Raw genomic sequence first — 16952 nt, 5'->3', positions numbered from 1 at the left:
AGCGCCCAGCTTTTCCGACGAACAGGATCTTAATCAAAAAACCTTTTTTGAATAAAATATGAACATACGTTCGCATTATCGCGCTTTTTAGAAAAAGTCTGCTATAATCAAAAAGAGAAGAAGCAGGTAAATGGAGGGGAATCATGGCCACTTTAACGCCGATGATGCAACAATACGTCAAGATCAAGGAAGAAGCGAAGGACGCGATCCTCTTTTTCCGTCTTGGGGACTTTTACGAGATATTTTTCGACGATGCGATTACCGCTTCGCGCGAATTGGAGATTACGCTGACCGGACGCAACGCGGGGTTGGAAGAGAAAGCACCGATGTGCGGCGTGCCTTACCATGCGGCCGAAGGTTACGTTCAGCGTCTGATCGAAAAAGGATACAAAGTCGCGATCTGCGAGCAAGTCGAGGCGCCGGGCGATTCCAAAGGGATGATGCGCCGCGAGATCGTTCGCGTCGTGACGCCGGGGACATTGATGGAGAGCCGCGCGCTTGGGGAAAAGTCCAATAACTATCTGGTCTGCGTGACCCGTTCCCATGGAATGATGGCAATCGCCGCTTGTGACCTTTCAACGGGCGATCTGCATGTGACATCCGCGCCGGAGAGCGAGGAATGGCTCAAGGGAGAAGTCGGTGTTTACCAACCTGTCGAAGCGATAGGCGATGCGCAGCTGCTGCAACTGCTGGAAAGCCAGATCGCGCCGTTGGAACGCCGATTGGTCTGCACGCCTTGGGAAAAGGGGAAGGAAGACGGCGCGCGCGAGCAGTTCGGCGAAGCGTCTTGGGCAAGATTGGACGAAGAGCGTCGTATTTGCGTGGCGCGTCTGTTTGCCTATTTAGCCGAAACGCAAAAAAGAGCATTGGGACAACTGACCAAAATTTCGGTGTACGAGCCGAATCATTATATGATTCTTGATCCATTTACGCGCCGCAATCTGGAATTGACGGAAACCGTACGCGAACGTTCGAAAAAGGGTTCGCTGCTTTGGCTGCTGGATCGTACGAAAACGTCGATGGGCGCGCGCACGCTGCGCCGTTGGATCGACAAGCCGCTGCTGCAACGCAGCACGATCGAAGACCGTTTAGAGGCCGTGGAGTATCTGCATCGCGACCTCATTTTGCGCGGTGACGTGCAAGAAGCATTGCGTGAAATTTACGACCTGGAGCGGCTGGTAGGGCGTGTGGCTTTCGGCAGTGCCAACGGACGCGATCTGATTGCGCTGCGCGATTCGCTGATTCAGATTCCGGCGCTTAAATCCGTATGTTTGAATTCCGGTTCGCAGACGCTTGCGGCAACGGCTCAGCGAATGGACGAGTGCGCGGATTTGGCAGAAGCGATCGCTGCGGCAGTGACAGATGAGCCTCCGGTGTCCGTGCGAGACGGCGGCTTGATTCGCAAAGGGTACCATGAGCATTTGGATCAACTGCGCGAAGCGAGCGTGAACGGGAAACGCTGGATTGCCGAGTTGGAAGCCGAAGAGCGCCGTATCACGGGTATCCGTTCATTGAAGGTCGGTTACAACAAAGTATTCGGTTATTATATTGAAGTTACGCGTGCCAATCTGGCTCAACTGCCGGAAGGGCGCTATGAGCGAAAACAAACGATGTCGAACGCGGAGCGTTACATCACGCCGGAGTTGAAGGAAAAAGAATCGTTGATTCTCGAAGCCGAAGAGAAGATGGCGGATTTGGAATACGGATTGTTCTTGGAATTGCGTGAGCAGGTGGCAGAGCGCATTCCGCGGCTCAAAGCGCTTGCGGAGCGTGTCGCGGAAACGGATGTTTATCAAGCATTCGCGGAAGCGAGTGCGGAGAAATCTTTTGTGCGACCGCAGCTGCATGACGGCTACGATCTTAGCGTAGACAATGGTCGCCATCCGGTCGTTGAAGCGGTGATGGAAGGCGGCTCATTCGTGGCCAATGCGACTGATTTGGCGGAACAAGGCGCTAACATCATGCTTATTACCGGACCGAACATGGCGGGTAAAAGCACGTATATGCGTCAAGTCGCATTGATCTCCATCATGGCTCAGATCGGGTGCTTCGTTCCGGCGGATCGGGCTAGCGTACCGTTACTGGATCGCATCTTTACCCGAATCGGCGCAGCGGACGACCTTGTCGGCGGGCAAAGTACGTTCATGGTGGAAATGGCCGATATTCAAGTAATGACCCAACAAGCGACCAAAGATAGTCTGATCATCATCGACGAGTTGGGCCGCGGTACATCGACAAGCGAAGGAATGGCGATTGCGCAGGCGGTCATCGAGCATGTGCATGAGTCGATCGGTTGTAAAGCGTTGGTTTCGACCCACTTCCATGAGTTGGCTCATCTGGAGGAGAGTTTGCCAAGACTGAAAAATTACTGCATGGCCGTGCGCGAGAGTGGCGATAAGGTTACCTTCTTGCGCAAACTGGTTGCAGGAGCAGCCAGCACGAGTTACGGAATCTACTGTGCACGTCTGGCAGGATTGCCGGGCAGCATTATTGATCGGGCATACGGGTTGTTGCAAGGTTTCGAACAGGCTGCGGCTGAGGTGGCAGTAAGCCAGTCGACAGGTGTTCCTGGTGCCCAAAAATCCGTTTCTATGTCTGAGGAAGCTCTTCCTCAAGCGGAGGATACCGTATCTTACACGTCGCAGACGGTAGAAGAGGTCAAGCAACCGGAAGTTGTTCGGGAAGAAGCGTTATCTGAGGAAATTCCTGTACATCAGAAATCCCCGGGTACAACCTTACACGAGCATAAGGATGCCGCGGCAGCTCATGCTGACGAAGTTGTGCAATTATCCATTTTTGGAGACGATGAGCGTCCTTCCAAGGAAGTTCAAGCGGCACCGGTTAAGGAAGATCCAAAAGTCAAGAAAATGCTTCAGCGCGTACGCGATGTGGACGTAATGAACATGACGCCGCTTCAAGCCATGCAAATTCTGAACGAATTGAAGCTGGAAGCGCAGAGGTTATAGGCAAGTTAGTAGTACCTTGTCAACACTAAAAGTAAGGTTATGCCCGCCGGAAACCCACCTAAAGCGTGTAGGTTTCCAGCGAACATAATCCTATGATTGAGAGTTGACAAGGTATTAGATTCAGCACATTTCCAATGTTGCTCGGGAAAGGAGAAACGATATGGCCAAGATTAAAGTACTGGATGAACATATTGCCAACCAGATTGCGGCGGGCGAAGTGGTGGAAAGACCGGCTTCGGTCGTGAAAGAATTGGTCGAAAATGCGATTGACGCGGGCGCGACCAAGGTTGATGTATGGACCGAGGAGGGCGGTTTATCTTCGATTCGGGTTACGGATAACGGTTCGGGGATTGATCCGGAAGATTGCGAGACTGCCTTTTATCGGCATGCGACCAGCAAGATTTCTGGAGGCCGGGATTTGTTTCAGATTACGAGTCTGGGCTTCCGGGGCGAAGCGCTGCCGAGTATTGCCTCGGTTTCCAAAGTCGAAGTGGTGACCGCTTGCGGCGAAGACGGCGCGGGACGGCGGCTAGTTATCGAAGGCGGTACGTTGAAAAGCAACGAAGACGCTCCCGCTTCGCGCGGAACGGATTTTCGCGTGAAGGAATTGTTCTATAATACGCCCGCGCGCCTGAAATACATGAAGACGGTCCAGACTGAACTTGGGCATATCTCCGACTACATGTACCGAATGGCGTTATCTCATCCCGAGGTGGCTTTTACTCTTCGGCATAACGGCAACTCGTTATTGCAAACGTTGGGCGGAGGCGATTTGCTTCAAGTCATCGCGGCCGTATACGGAACCACGAGCGCCAAAGCCATGATTGAACTGCAGGGGGAAAGTCTGGACTTTGCCGTTTCCGGTTTTGTCAGCTTGCCGGACTTTACCCGTTCCAATCGCAGCGCCATAACTACGGTGGTGAATGGGCGATACATTCGTAGTCATGTGCTGAACCAAGCGATTATGCGCGCCTACCATACTTTGCTCCCGGTCGGACGTCATCCGCTTGTCGTGCTGCGTTTGGTCATGCACCCGTCGCTTGTTGACGTAAACGTGCATCCGGCTAAATTAGAAGTGCGTTTCAGCAAGGAAGCAGAGCTGGTTGCTTTTGTGGAAGACAAGATTCGTGCGGCTCTGTCGCATGAAGTGTTGATTCCGAAGGCGGTCAACCAACGGATCGGCAAAAACAACTCGATTGTGCAAGAACAGTTTCATTTTCCAAAGCGTGAAGGGCTGCTGGGCGATCTGGCATCGGGGCTCCCGCAGGATAAGGATGTGCCGTCCGCAACGAGCGAATCCCAATCGGCTGCCACGCATTCCGAACAGGCATCTCAAGGCAACGCGGCAAGTCAGCAAAATGCCGCGGCATCTGCCGATAAAAACAAGGAATCGTCCGATTCCCCTGATTCACGACCGAAGGGGGCAGCCGTACGCGCAGACAAGGTGCCAGAAGCCCTGAAAGCTTCTATATCCTATCCGGCCATTGGCGGCGCACAGGACTCTCGTCCTCAACAAGTTCGGGAACCCGGACATGGATTGGGTTATACGGGCCGTTCCGCTTCGTCTGGAGGTTCCAATCCCCGGCAAGCGGCTCAGCCTGCGCAAAATAGTGCGGCCTTAGCTCGCGCAGCGGAGCTGTACAGCCGCGGAGAAGCGCCTAAGCGCCCGACTTTTCCGGAAATGACGCTGATTGGGCAGCATCACGGCACATACTTGATCGCACAGAACGATCAAGGTCTGTACCTGATCGACCAGCATGCGGCCCATGAGCGGATTAATTACGAATATTATTACGAAAAATTCGGGCAGCCGGAAGAAGCTTCACAAGAGCTCTTGCTTCCGATCACACTGGAATTTACGTCGGCTGAGAGCACCAAGATCCGTGATCGACTCGGTTGGTTTGAGCAAGCTGGCGTATATATGGAACCTTTCGGTGGTCAAACGTTCCGTGTTACCGCCTATCCGCATTGGTTCCCCGCAGGTGATGAATCTTCGATTATTGAAGAGATGGCCGAATGGGTACTGAGCGAACGCGCGATCGATTTGGCTAAACTGCGGGAAAAGGCATCTACACTCTGCTCCTGCAAAGCCTCAATCAAAGCCAACCAACGCTTAAGCGATATTCAAGCCCAGACCTTAATCGAACGCCTGGGAAGATGTAAGCAACCCTACACCTGTCCTCACGGCAGACCGATTGTGGTGTCTTTCTCTTCTTACGATTTGGAAAAATTGTTTAAACGGGTTATGTAAAAGCCTTCCCCCAATCCTTCAAGCGACTACAATCCGATTTTCGAAGCCGGACGGTTCAACCGGCTTCGAAAATGACCCGTAAGCGTTCTAATCAACTGGGGGAAGGCCCTGCTTCACCGAATCGGCGGCCCAATCCCGCGAGCATTTCATTCAATCGGGAAAAGGTCTCGCCCTATCTCGAATCAGCATCTTAACGCAAGGAGAACACCTTTCATGATGATCGTAACAACCGGCATCCAACCCGCTGAAGCCGAACTTCAGCGGGCAACCGGAATTGCCAATCAACAGGGAATCCCGCTTGTGCCGAGAGGCCGAACTTCGATTCCTAATTTATTTTCAAAATATAATGCCGACGCGGTATTGATCGTTACGCAGGGAAAAGTTCGTCTTTTCCGCGAAGATCAACCGGTGCTCGAATATCATCCAAGCATGGGTTATGTCCGTGCAAAGCGTCTATTAAGAGGCGAACCCGATCCGATGATCGATGCTGCACGAGTAGAAACCGGAGATACGGTTCTCGACTGCACAGCAGGTCTGGGAACCGACTCGCTCGTGTTTGCCGTCCAAGTCGGACCTACAGGTCTTGTTCGCTGTCTGGAAGCTTCGGCAGAGCTATCCGTTTTGCTTCGCGAGGGACTTTCAAGCTACGAAGTGGAGAAGCCGACGGTCACAGAAGCGATGCGGCGCGTCGAAGTCATCAACACGGACCATCTGAACTATTTGAAGTCATTGCCGGACAAAAGCTTCGATGTGGTGTATTTCGATCCGATGTTCCGTAAACCCGTCTACGATTCTTCCGCGATTTCGCCGCTGCGTGCATTTGCGGATGATCGGGCGCTTAGCGAAGAATCGATCGGGGAAGCGGTTCGCGTAGCACGCAAAACAGTCGTTTTAAAAGAAAAAAAAGGTAGCGGAGAAATGGAGCGTCTCGGCTTCACGTCAGATGGTCGCGTCCATGCCAAAATTACGTATGGAGTGATTACAGTTGACTGATAAGCCCAAATTACTTGTCTTGATCGGACCGACAGCCGTGGGGAAGACCAAGCTCAGCATCGAGTTGGCCAAAGCCTTTTCTTGTGAGATTATTTCAGGCGATTCCATGCAGGTGTATCGGGGGATGGACATCGGTACGGCGAAAATTTCGGAGGCTGAAATGGATGGTGTGCCGCATCATTTAATTGACATCCATGAGCCTGATGAACCGTTTTCCGTATCCGAATTCCAGGAACGTTGCAATACTTTGATCCCGGAAATCACAGCGCGCGGAAATCTTCCTTTTATCGTCGGGGGAACGGGCCTGTACGTTGAATCCTTATGCTATCGCTACGAATTCGCAGACAGCGGGGCAGACGAAGCCTTCCGAATGGAACAAGCTTTGTTTGCCGAAACGCAAGGAACACAAGCGCTCCATGACAAATTGCGAGATATCGATCCGGAATCCGCACAAAGATTGCATCCCAATGATACGCGTCGCGTCATTCGTGCGCTGGAGATTTATAAGCTAACAGGAGAGACTTTATCCGAGCAGTTGGCCAGGCAAAAAAAGACCACGCCTTACGACCTATGTTTGATCGGTTTGACAATGGACCGCCAAATGCTATATAACCGTATTGAAGAGCGGATCGACCAAATGATGGAACAAGGACTGATCGAAGAGGTTCAGAAGCTTCGGTCGCTCGGGTATACGCCGGACATGGTTTCCATGCAAGGATTGGGCTATAAGGAGATCTGGCCTTACCTGGACGGATCGGCAACGCTTGAAGAAGCTGTGTACCTGCTGAAGCGGGATACCCGGCATTTCGCCAAACGACAGCTCTCGTGGTTCCGCCATATGCAAGACATCCAATGGGTTGACGTTTCCGAGCCGGAAAACTTTTCTGCAAATTACGAGAAGGTTCATGGTATAATTACGGGAAGGTTCAGCTCCGATTTTTGAAAGAAAATGACAGTAAAATGACAATTGGGGGTACCGGTTATGAACAAATCCATTAATATTCAAGACACGTTCCTGAACCAACTGCGCAAAGAGAATATCCCGGCTACGGTCTACTTGACTAACGGTTTTCAAATTCGGGGCACAATTAAGGCATTCGATAACTTCACGATCGTGATCGACAGCGACGGACGTCAGCAAATGGTGTACAAGCATGCCATTTCCACGTTCATGCCGCAGCGCAACGTATCCCTGACTCAGCAAGAGACAACGTCCGGAGAGTAATTCGTTTCGACTTTTTATCAAAAGTGACGAACGAATGACAAACCTGTAACGGCAATTCTTGAAACTTTTCCTGTATCCTAACGTCTAAGTCCATAGCTGCGAATGAGAGCAACCTTCACAGGTTGTTCTTTTCGTTAGAGCGCGTATGCAGACTGTCTACATGCGCAAAGAAAGCAAAAGGGGTGTCACAAACCATCATGCCTAACCCACAACTGAGCCGCTCCAACCGGACAACCGGAGGCAGCGGTAGCGGAGGTAACGGCGGGGGGAAGAAACCTCCGACGACCGCCAAGAAGAAAACTTCCCCGAAGAAAAAGAAAAGAATAACGGGGAAACGCGTATTTTGGACGTTGTTTTTCACAGCTGCTTTTGCCGTATTTTGTGCGCTGGGCGGTTACCTGTTCATTACGGTGAGCGGAGAGAAAATCCTGGCAGAGAATAAAGACAAGATCGAAATCAAAGCGCCGACAGTCATTTACGACCGCACAGGTGTGCAAATCGGGGAAATCAAAATCCAGCGAGGCGAGGAAGTCGAGTCGCAGGATATTCCCGAGTTGCTTCAGGATGCTTTTGTCGCAACCGAGGATAAACGCTTCTTCGAGCACTCGGGCGTCGATCTTCGGTCGATCGGCCGTGCGGCGGTACGAGACATCATTGCGCGTTCCGCAGTTGAAGGCGGCAGTACGATTACCCAGCAACTAGCGAAAAACATCTTCTTGTCCGCGGATAAGACATTCTTCCGCAAAGCGACGGAAGTGTCGATCGCATTGGCGCTGGAGCGACAGTATTCAAAACCTGAGATTTTGGCGATGTACTTGAACCGAATTTCGTTCGGCGGTCAGTATTACGGCATCAAAGCGGCATCCGAGCGTTACTTCGGCAAAAGTGACTTGAACAAGCTTGAACTATGGGAAATGGCGACCTTGGCGGCGATGCCGAAGGCACCGACGCGCTACAACCCGATCGCCAATCCCGACAAGTCCAAAGAACGCCGCGCAGTCGTGCTTCAGCTGATGTATGAGCAAGGTTACATCACGGAAGCGGAAAAAGATAAAGCGGCGGCAGTCGATTATGCGTATACGCCGCCAGAGACGAAAGAAACGCATTACCAAGCCTTTATTGATTATGTGCTTCAGGAAGCGGAAGACACGACGGCATTGACCGAAGATGATCTGAACCGCGGCGGATACAAGATTTATACGACCATGGACGCAAAAGCACAGCAGAGTCTGGAAGATGCGTTCAAAGATGACGCGATGTTCGAACAAAGTCCCGACGACCAGCCGGTGCAGGCGTCCATGACGATTACGAACAACCAGAACGGCAGCATTGTCGCCATACTGGGTGCCCGTAATTATCATAAGGGCGACTTCAACCGCGCGGTCAACAGCCGTAGACAGCCGGGTTCGGCGTTCAAGCCGATCGCATCCTATGCGCCCGCGCTGGAAAACGGATTTACTGTAGACACGCCGCTCAACAACGAACAGCAAAGCTTCGGCAATTACAGCCCTAGAAACTTGCACGGTTATAGTCAATCGGTTTCGATGAAAGAGGCGCTTGCCGAGTCGATCAATATTCCGGCAGTTTGGCTGCTGAGCCAGATCGGCGTGGAGACGGGGTATCAATTCGCAGAGTCTTTAGGTATTCCGTTGACCGAAAATGACCATAACCTGAGTATTGCGCTCGGCGGCCTCAGCAAAGGCACGAATACGCTGGAGATGGCTCAGGCTTATAACTCGTTTGCCAACGGAGGCAAATATATTGAAGCCTATGCGATCAAATCGATTCGTGATTCGAACGAAATCGAGATCTATAGTCGAATCGACAATTCCAAACAGGTCATGAGCGCTCAAACGGCTTACGAAATGACCGACATGATGCGCAGCACGATTACCGACGGTACCGGCCGCAAAGCCGATATCGGTCGTCCGCTTGCGGGCAAGACGGGAACGACTCAAAGCGGCATCGAGGGTAACAGTGCCAACCGTGACGTATGGTTCGTCGGTTATACGCCGGAATGGACGGGCGCCGTCTGGATGGGCTACGACAAACCGGATGCGCAGCATATGCTCAAAAACAGCAGCGGATTGGCAGCTTCCATGTTCGCGCGAATCATGAAACAAGCCATGGAAGGGATGCCGGTGAATGATTTCAAAGCGCCGGATGCGCCTGCTCAGGAGACGGTAGAGACACCGGAACCGCCGCAGCCCGAGACGGTTGAACCTGCCGCTTCGCCGTCGGGTCTGGTAGCCTCTTACGACGTGGCTAACCAAACAATCATGCTTTCATGGCAACCTGTAGCCGGCGAAAACATTCGTTATCGTTTGTATCGGCAGGAGTCATCCGAAGCTCAGCCTTCATTGCTGACGGACGGCTTGATGTCGGCTTCGTCATCCGATACCGGTGCGCTTCCTGGACTCACCTACAGTTATGCCGTTACCGCATATCGGGCAGGCGAGGAGCCTATTGTCGAATCGGCAGCGTCCAACACCGTCACGTTAACCGTCCCGGCCGAAGATAACCCGGAAGAGAATCTCCCGGAAGACACGATTCCGCCGGATGAGACGGAAACTGATCCGGGAATCGATCAAGGTGAAGTTCCTGTGACGCCTCCGGTGACGGATGACGGCGAAAACAACGGGAATTTGGGCAATAACGGAAACGGAAACGGAAACTCAGGCAACAACGGCAATGGGAATGGGAATGGGAATGGGAACGGAAATAACGGGGGGACGGAAAACACCGACCCGGGAACGACGACTCCGCCAACCGAAGGAGATTCCGGCGGCGAGGAGAATGTCGTTCCGGGTACCGTGATTCCTGACGCACCTGCCGATCAGTCGCAGCCGGACCCGCCGGCCGATCCTGCTGTTGACCCTAATGCTCAAAACACCGATCCTGGCACGGTTGAGGGTACGACCGAGACGCAAGGCGAGACAACGACCCAACCTTAACTTCATTTCCTGCATACTCTTCGTTAGCGAATGCAGACCAAATCAAGCAAGCTCCGGAAGCCGCAAACGGCTTTCCGGAGCTTTTTTTGTACATTTTTGCTCAAAACGGGTAATAGAAAGGCAGGAGCAAGTCACTTCTTTTGTGAAGTGACCTGAGAATGTGATAAGCTTGATGCAAATGGAATAGAGAAAGGGTCGGTTCCCTATGAAACGTAAATTTGCTGACAGAGCCAACTGGCGGCGCGTAACCGACCGGAGATTCTTGTGCCGGTATATCGACAGCCGCCGCTTTACGGGCTACGTAACCTTGTACAACATGCTCAAATTGAAGGAACCGCTAATGAAAACGTACGGGGGACTTACGTTTTGCGTGGCTGACAAGGGCTATTCTTGGCTGCAATACTTTCCCAAGGACGCCCACTTCATCGTAACGACGATGTTCAACGAAAAAAGGGAAGTGGTAGAATGGTACATTGATATCTGCAAATCGCAGGGCGTGACGGATCAAGGCGTTCCCTGGTTCGACGACCTGTACCTGGATATCGTGGTATTGGGGGACGGAACCGTATTTTTGCTTGACGAAGACGAATTGGATGATGCATTGCGACGAGGGGTCATTACGGAAGCGGATTATGCACTAGCTACCAAAACGGCCCATGGCTTGCTGCGAATGATCGATGCCCATGCCTTTCCTTACTTCAGACTTTCGATCGAGCATCGCAGACGGCTGTTCCCGGCTTCCGCTTTGAAGGTCTAATTTTAGCCTTCATCCAAAGGAGAGGGGAATTTAGAAAGTGGCAGAAGAAGAACGTACAACCGCGTTTCGACATGCCGGACCGGTGCATATTCCGGAACGGAAGTCGAAGCGCGGCGGGCGGTGGAAAAAGCGCGTAGGAATCGTTTTATTATCAGGGGTCCTGTTATTCGCGCTGTGGACGTTGTATATCCAGGTTCGAATCGGTCAGGGCACGTCCTTATCGCCGGAACACTCTACGGATGTCGCGATCGTGCTCGGCGCCCGACTTTGGGACAACAAGCCAAGCCCTGCGCTGAAGGAGAGATTGGAAGCCGCTTACGAAGGATACACAAGCGGGAAGTATCCAAAACTGATCGTCAGCGGAGGCTTGGATAGTCCCGAAATGCGTCTGACCGAGGCAGAGGGCATGGCTGAATATCTGATCGAACGCGGTGTGCCGAAGGCCGATATATGGCTTGAAAACGAAGCGACTAGCACCTATGAGAATCTGCTATTGAGCCGCCGCATCATGGAGGAACGAGGCGTGCGCACCGCAACCATCGTCACGCATAAATTTCATGGTGCCCGTTCGCAAGATATTGCGGAGTTTTTACATTACGACGACCCGCAATTCGTACTGGCCGATACCGAAGCGTTGAATATTTGGCAAACGCGCGGGCGCGAAATGCTGGCTTTTACCAAATGGTTGTTTGACAAGTCCCGATTGTCAGACGGCAAATAATCGGGGATAATGGGATGCCGGGTTTTCGAAGCAAAGCCCCATACGGATAGAAGGAGAACAAAAGCATGCAAAGTACAACTTACGATACAACTCCCGAGGAAAATTCACGGGCGATTCTGGTGAGTCTGGTGACGGATGAGGTGAAGCGTTCCGGTATCGATCCGGTTTACTCGTTGGAAGAGCTTGTCGCTTTGGCTGATACGGCAGGCGTCGAAGTGCTCAGCAGTATGTCGCAGAACCGGGAAAAGAAAGATACGAGATGGTTTATCGGCAAAGGCAAAGTTCAGGAATTGAAACTGATCGCGGATGAGCTGGGTGCCAATACCGCCATCTTCGATCAGGAACTTTCGGGCGCGCAAGTGCGCAATTTGGAAGAAGAGCTGGATCTGAAAATTATCGACCGCACCCAGTTGATTCTTGATATTTTCGCGCAACGTGCCAAGACGCGCGAAGGCATCATTCAAGTTGAATTGGCGCAATTGAGCTATCTACTGCCGCGATTGGCGGGACAAGGTCGCAACCTTTCCAGACTCGGGGGCGGAATTGGCTCGCGCGGTCCGGGCGAAAGCAAGCTGGAGACGGACCGTCGTCATATTCGCGGGCGAATCGACGAATTGAAGCGCCAAATCGCGGAAGTCGAGAAACATCGTGCGCAGCAGCGTCAGCGTCGCATAAAGAGCGGAACGGTTCAGGTCGCTTTGGTCGGATACACGAATGCAGGCAAATCGACGCTGCTCCGCCAGTTGACGAACGCGGACGTTTACGTGCAAAATCAGCTTTTTGCCACGCTCGATCCGACGTCGAGAACTTTGGAACTGCCGGGCGGCAGAGAGATCGTGCTGACGGATACCGTTGGTTTTATTCAGAATCTGCCTCACCATCTGATTGCCGCATTCCGAGCGACGCTCGAAGAGGTTAACGAAGCCAATCTCGTGTTGCATGTTGTAGACGCTTCCTCGGCGATGTTGAAAGATCAGATGAAGGTTGTCGATCAACTGCTGCAAGAACTGGGAGCAGTCGATAAGCCTCAGATTCAGATTTACAACAAAAAGGATCTTTGCACGCCGGAACAATTGGAACTTTTGCCGGAAGACGATTGGAATCTGCGCCTTAGCGCCTACGACGAGAAAGATTTGGAAAAACTGCTGAATCGTCTTCAAGAGGAACTAACCGGCGGAACCGTCACTTATCGCGTCCCGGCTGCTCGCGGCGATCTGGCTTCTCAGTTGTACAAAATCGGAGAAGTGATCTCGCAGGAATTCGATGAGGAACATATCGTTTACGAGGTGCGTTTGCACAAGGGAGAAGCAGAAAAGTACGCGTATCTACTGGAAGAGTATAAAATTTGAACGTTATAAAGTGATGCCGAGGCGAACTTTGCATATCCGTCGTATGGACGGTAAGCGGGTTCGCCCTCTGTATGACTTCCGAGTTTGCGGCAAACGTAATCTCACACGGGTGTGACGCGTTAATTCTGTGAAGTGTTAGACTTAGGTCTGACATATAAGGTTAAGAGCATGTCGCGACTCGGTAACTTGAGGACTCCAATTTGAATTGACTATGAAGGACGGATCGAGAAACGATGAAAACATTTGATACGCGGATCGAACAATGGAAAGAAGAAGCGGAAAGACTTGTACGCCCTCGTTTTGACGGGGTGGACGCGATTGTCGAACATAACCAATGGAAGGTTATCGAGGCTTTCCGGGAGTGCAAAGTGAGCGATTATCATTTTAATCCCTCGACGGGTTACGCCTATAACGATCGCGGACGCGAAGTGCTGGATGAACTTTATGCCAAAGTATTCGGCGCGGAAGCGGCTCTTGTGCGTCCCCACTTCGCCTCGGGAACGCATACCATTTCTACCGCTCTGTTCGGTGTGCTTCGTCCGGGCGACGAGCTCTTGTATATCACGGGAACTCCGTACGATACCCTGCATAAAGTAATTGGTAAAAAAGGCGACGGCACGGGTTCGCTGGCTGACTTTGGTATTGGGTATGGCGAAGCGGCACTACTGGAAAACGGAGATATTGACTGGACGGAGGTGGAGCGTCAAATAACGCCCAATACTCGCGTGATCGGCATTCAGCGTTCGCGCGGTTATTCTTGGCGTTCTCCTTTTACGGTAGAAGAGATCGGAGCCATGACACGTCGCGTGAAGGAATTGTCTCCTGACGCTATTGTATTTGTAGACAACTGCTATGGTGAATTTACGGAAAAAATAGAACCGACCGAAGTCGGCGTAGACCTCATGGCAGGTTCTTTGATCAAAAATCCAGGCGGGGGCTTGGCAGAAACCGGGGGTTATATTTGCGGACGCAAAGACCTGGTTGAGCTGGCGGCTTATCGTTTGACGGCCCCGGGCATCGGCGCTGAAGTAGGGGCTATGTTGGGAACAACGCGCGGGATCTATCAAGGCCTTTACATGGCGCCGACCATTGTCGGACAAGCGGTAAAAGGCAGTATTTTCGCGGCTGCCATGTTTGATTTGGCGGGATTTGCAAGCAGTCCGGCCTGGAATGCGCCGCGCACGGACCTGATTCAAGCGATCGTGTTCGAGCGCGCCGAGCAGTTGATTGCTTTCGTGCAAGGCGTGCAGTTGGCGGCTGCGGTCGATAGCCATGTAGTGCCCGAGCCTTGGGATATGCCGGGTTACGAGAATCCGGTTATTATGGCTGCGGGGACCTTTATTCAAGGCGGAAGCCTGGAATTGTCTGCAGATGCACCGATTCGCGAGCCTTACATCGGATATTTGCAGGGCGGGTTAACCTATTCGCATGTGAAATATGGGGTGCTTAATGCGTTGCAGACACTTTTTGATCGCAATTTACTGTGAGTTAATCTAACACATCATTGACGCTTCCTATCAGGTTATGTACAATAAGAGAGAGAATAAGGTTTCACCCCAAACAACCATACTGAATGACAGGGTGCTATGCGCCCAGGCATCCGGGATTAAGGCAGCTTTCGGGTTGGAACCTAGAATAGTACACTGGAAGGTTGATGAATCCATGGGCGACGATATTCGCAGAAATATGGCCTTATTCCCTATAGGCATCGTAATGAAACTGACTGACTTGTCCGCACGGCAGATCCGCTATTATGAGCAGCATAGTTTGATTGTTCCGGCACGTACATCGGGCAATCAGCGTTTGTTCTCCTTTAACGATGTAGAACGTTTGTTGGAGATTAAAGCATTGATTGAAAAAGGCGTAAACATTGCTGGCATCAAACAAGTGATGAACCCTGTCACGAAGGAGTCCGAAGAAGCTACGGTTCTGAACGCCGCGACCGAAGAGAAGCGCAAGGAGCTTTCCGACTCGCAGCTTCACCGCATGCTTAAGCAGCAACTGGTTTCCGGCAAGAAGCCGGGTCAAGTCTCGCTGATTCAAGGCGAACTTTCCCGATTCTTTAATAGAAAGTAAGAAGAGATGGGTTTCCTGTGAGGTTATGCCTTCACTTTGCTGAGTATCGTAACGATTCTTTTCGAACCATGGCAGGGATTTTCTTAGTCTTAGCGAATTATTACAAACGGTCAGCTCATCAGGTTGTAAATGCGACCTCCGATGATGAAGAAAAGACATGAAGAGGAGAGGGTATCTTGAGTTACACTAAAGAGGATATTTTGCGCATCGCCAAGGAAGAAAACGTTCGTTTTATTCGTCTTCAGTTCACCGACTTGCTTGGATCGATCAAAAACGTTGAAATTCCGGTCAGCCAGTTGGTTAAAGCGCTGGATAATAAAATGATGTTCGACGGCTCTTCTATCGAAGGCTACGTGCGGATCGAAGAATCCGATATGTACCTGTACCCGGACCTCGACACTTGGGTAATCTTCCCTTGGGTGACGGAAAACCGCGTTGCGCGTCTGATCTGCGATATTTATATGCCGGACGGCAAGCCGTTCGCGGGCGACCCTCGCGCTGTTCTGCGTCGTGCACTGGAAGAAGCGGAAGAAATGGGCTTCAGTGCAATGAACGTAGGACCGGAGCCGGAATTCTTCTTGTTCCGTACAGACGAAAATGGCAATCCAACTGACGAACTGAACGACCAAGGCGGATACTTCGACTTGGCCCCTACCGATCTGGGCGAGAACTGTCGCCGCGAGATCGTCATCACGCTGGAAGAAATGGGCTTCGAGATCGAAGCGTCCCACCACGAAGTAGCGCCGGGACAACACGAGATCGACTTCAAATACGAAAATGCGATGAAAGCAGCCGACCAGATCCAGACGTTCAAGCTGGTCGTTAAAACGATCGCTCGCCAACACGGCCTGCACGCGACGTTCATGCCAAAACCACTGTTCGGCATGAACGGTTCCGGCATGCACTGTCACCAATCGCTGTTCCGCGGTAACGAGAACGCCTTCTACGACGAGAGCGATGCGCTCGGTCTGAGTGAGACAGCTCGTCATTATATGGCAGGTATCCTCAAGCATGCTCGTGCGTTTGCAGCGGTAACCAACCCGACCGTAAACTCTTACAAGCGTCTTGTGCCTGGCTACGAAGCTCCTTGTTACGTGGCATGGTCCGCAAGCAACCGCAGCCCGATGATCCGTATTCCGGCATCGCGCGGCCTGAGCACCCGGATCGAAGTTCGTAATCCGGACCCGGCGGCGAACCCTTACCTGGCACTCGCGGTTATGCTGAAATCCGGTCTCGACGGGATCAAAAGAGAGCTCAAACTCCCGGCTCCGATCGATCGCAACATCTATGTGATGTCCGAAGAAGAGCGGATCGAAGAAGGCATCCCGAGCCTTCCGGCCGATCTGAAGGAGGCCCTCAACGAACTGATCCGCGACGAAGTCGTGGTACAAGCAATGGGCGAACACGCTCTGACGCACTTCTACGAGTTGAAAGAAATCGAGTGGGACATGTACCGCACGCAAGTCCACCAATGGGAACGCGATCAGTACATGACGCTTTACTAGAAATCAGATTCCTCGGTGCTCTAAGCGCCGAGGATTTTCTTTTTTGCGAATAACGATATCCATTAAAATAATAATTCATCTGGACGTTTATTTCCTGCCTTGCTAGAATGGAAACAACTCAAGAATCGGCTCGCGCGATCCTGATGCGAAGTCGA

The 16952-nt window shown here is 51.9% G+C and carries 12 protein-coding genes; all 12 read left to right on the top strand.

Going from position 1 to position 16952, the window contains the following annotated elements:
* Positions 1 to 143: 143 nt before the first annotated feature.
* The gene (mutS, locus tag SACSAC_RS17660) at positions 144 to 2966 is read left to right on the top strand and encodes a DNA mismatch repair protein MutS (RefSeq protein ID WP_037288814.1); all 2823 of its coding nucleotides are present in this window, start codon (positions 144 to 146) and stop codon (positions 2964 to 2966) included.
* 160 nt (positions 2967 to 3126) lie between these two features.
* A complete protein-coding gene (gene mutL / locus SACSAC_RS17655; protein ID WP_037288812.1) occupies positions 3127 to 5217 on the top strand; it encodes a DNA mismatch repair endonuclease MutL in 2091 nt (696 codons plus the stop codon).
* A 213-nt stretch (positions 5218 to 5430) separates the two neighbouring features.
* Complete coding sequence (locus SACSAC_RS17650) at positions 5431 to 6210, top strand: class I SAM-dependent methyltransferase (RefSeq protein WP_342666474.1); 780 nt, start codon at positions 5431 to 5433, stop codon at positions 6208 to 6210.
* Positions 6203 to 7153, top strand: coding sequence for a tRNA (adenosine(37)-N6)-dimethylallyltransferase MiaA (gene miaA / locus SACSAC_RS17645; protein WP_037288810.1), 951 nt, complete (start codon positions 6203 to 6205; stop codon positions 7151 to 7153). The genes SACSAC_RS17650 and miaA overlap by 8 nt, the downstream gene beginning before the upstream one ends.
* A gap of 39 nt (positions 7154 to 7192) precedes the next feature.
* On the top strand, positions 7193 to 7435 hold the full coding sequence (gene hfq / locus SACSAC_RS17640) for an RNA chaperone Hfq (RefSeq protein ID WP_037288808.1): 243 nt from the start codon (positions 7193 to 7195) through the stop codon (positions 7433 to 7435).
* A gap of 197 nt (positions 7436 to 7632) precedes the next feature.
* Positions 7633 to 10389, top strand: a complete 2757-nt coding sequence (locus tag SACSAC_RS17635; RefSeq protein WP_037288806.1) for a penicillin-binding protein 1A — start codon at positions 7633 to 7635, stop codon at positions 10387 to 10389.
* A 205-nt stretch (positions 10390 to 10594) separates the two neighbouring features.
* A complete protein-coding gene (locus SACSAC_RS17630) occupies positions 10595 to 11146 on the top strand; it encodes a ribonuclease FAU-1 family protein (RefSeq protein ID WP_037288804.1) in 552 nt (183 codons plus the stop codon).
* A 37-nt stretch (positions 11147 to 11183) separates the two neighbouring features.
* Positions 11184 to 11867, top strand: coding sequence for a YdcF family protein (locus SACSAC_RS17625; RefSeq protein ID WP_051507219.1), 684 nt, complete (start codon positions 11184 to 11186; stop codon positions 11865 to 11867).
* A 65-nt stretch (positions 11868 to 11932) separates the two neighbouring features.
* Complete coding sequence (gene hflX / locus SACSAC_RS17620) at positions 11933 to 13216, top strand: GTPase HflX (protein ID WP_037288802.1); 1284 nt, start codon at positions 11933 to 11935, stop codon at positions 13214 to 13216.
* Positions 13217 to 13449: 233 nt separating this feature from the next.
* Positions 13450 to 14703, top strand: a complete 1254-nt coding sequence (locus SACSAC_RS17615) for a methionine gamma-lyase family protein (protein ID WP_037288800.1) — start codon at positions 13450 to 13452, stop codon at positions 14701 to 14703.
* A gap of 175 nt (positions 14704 to 14878) precedes the next feature.
* Positions 14879 to 15292: a MerR family transcriptional regulator gene (locus SACSAC_RS17610; RefSeq protein WP_018977629.1), complete on the top strand. Its 414-nt coding sequence runs from the start codon at positions 14879 to 14881 to the stop codon at positions 15290 to 15292.
* Between the two features lie 176 nt (positions 15293 to 15468).
* Positions 15469 to 16797, top strand: coding sequence for a type I glutamate--ammonia ligase (gene glnA, locus SACSAC_RS17605; protein ID WP_037288797.1), 1329 nt, complete (start codon positions 15469 to 15471; stop codon positions 16795 to 16797).
* The last annotated feature ends 155 nt before the right edge of the window (positions 16798 to 16952 follow it).

This window comes from Saccharibacillus sacchari DSM 19268 (genome assembly GCF_000585395.1).
GTDB lineage: Bacteria > Bacillota > Bacilli > Paenibacillales > Paenibacillaceae > Saccharibacillus > Saccharibacillus sacchari.
Note: the sequence above shows the minus strand (reverse complement) of the source record. Positions and strands in the feature narration are given on the sequence as shown.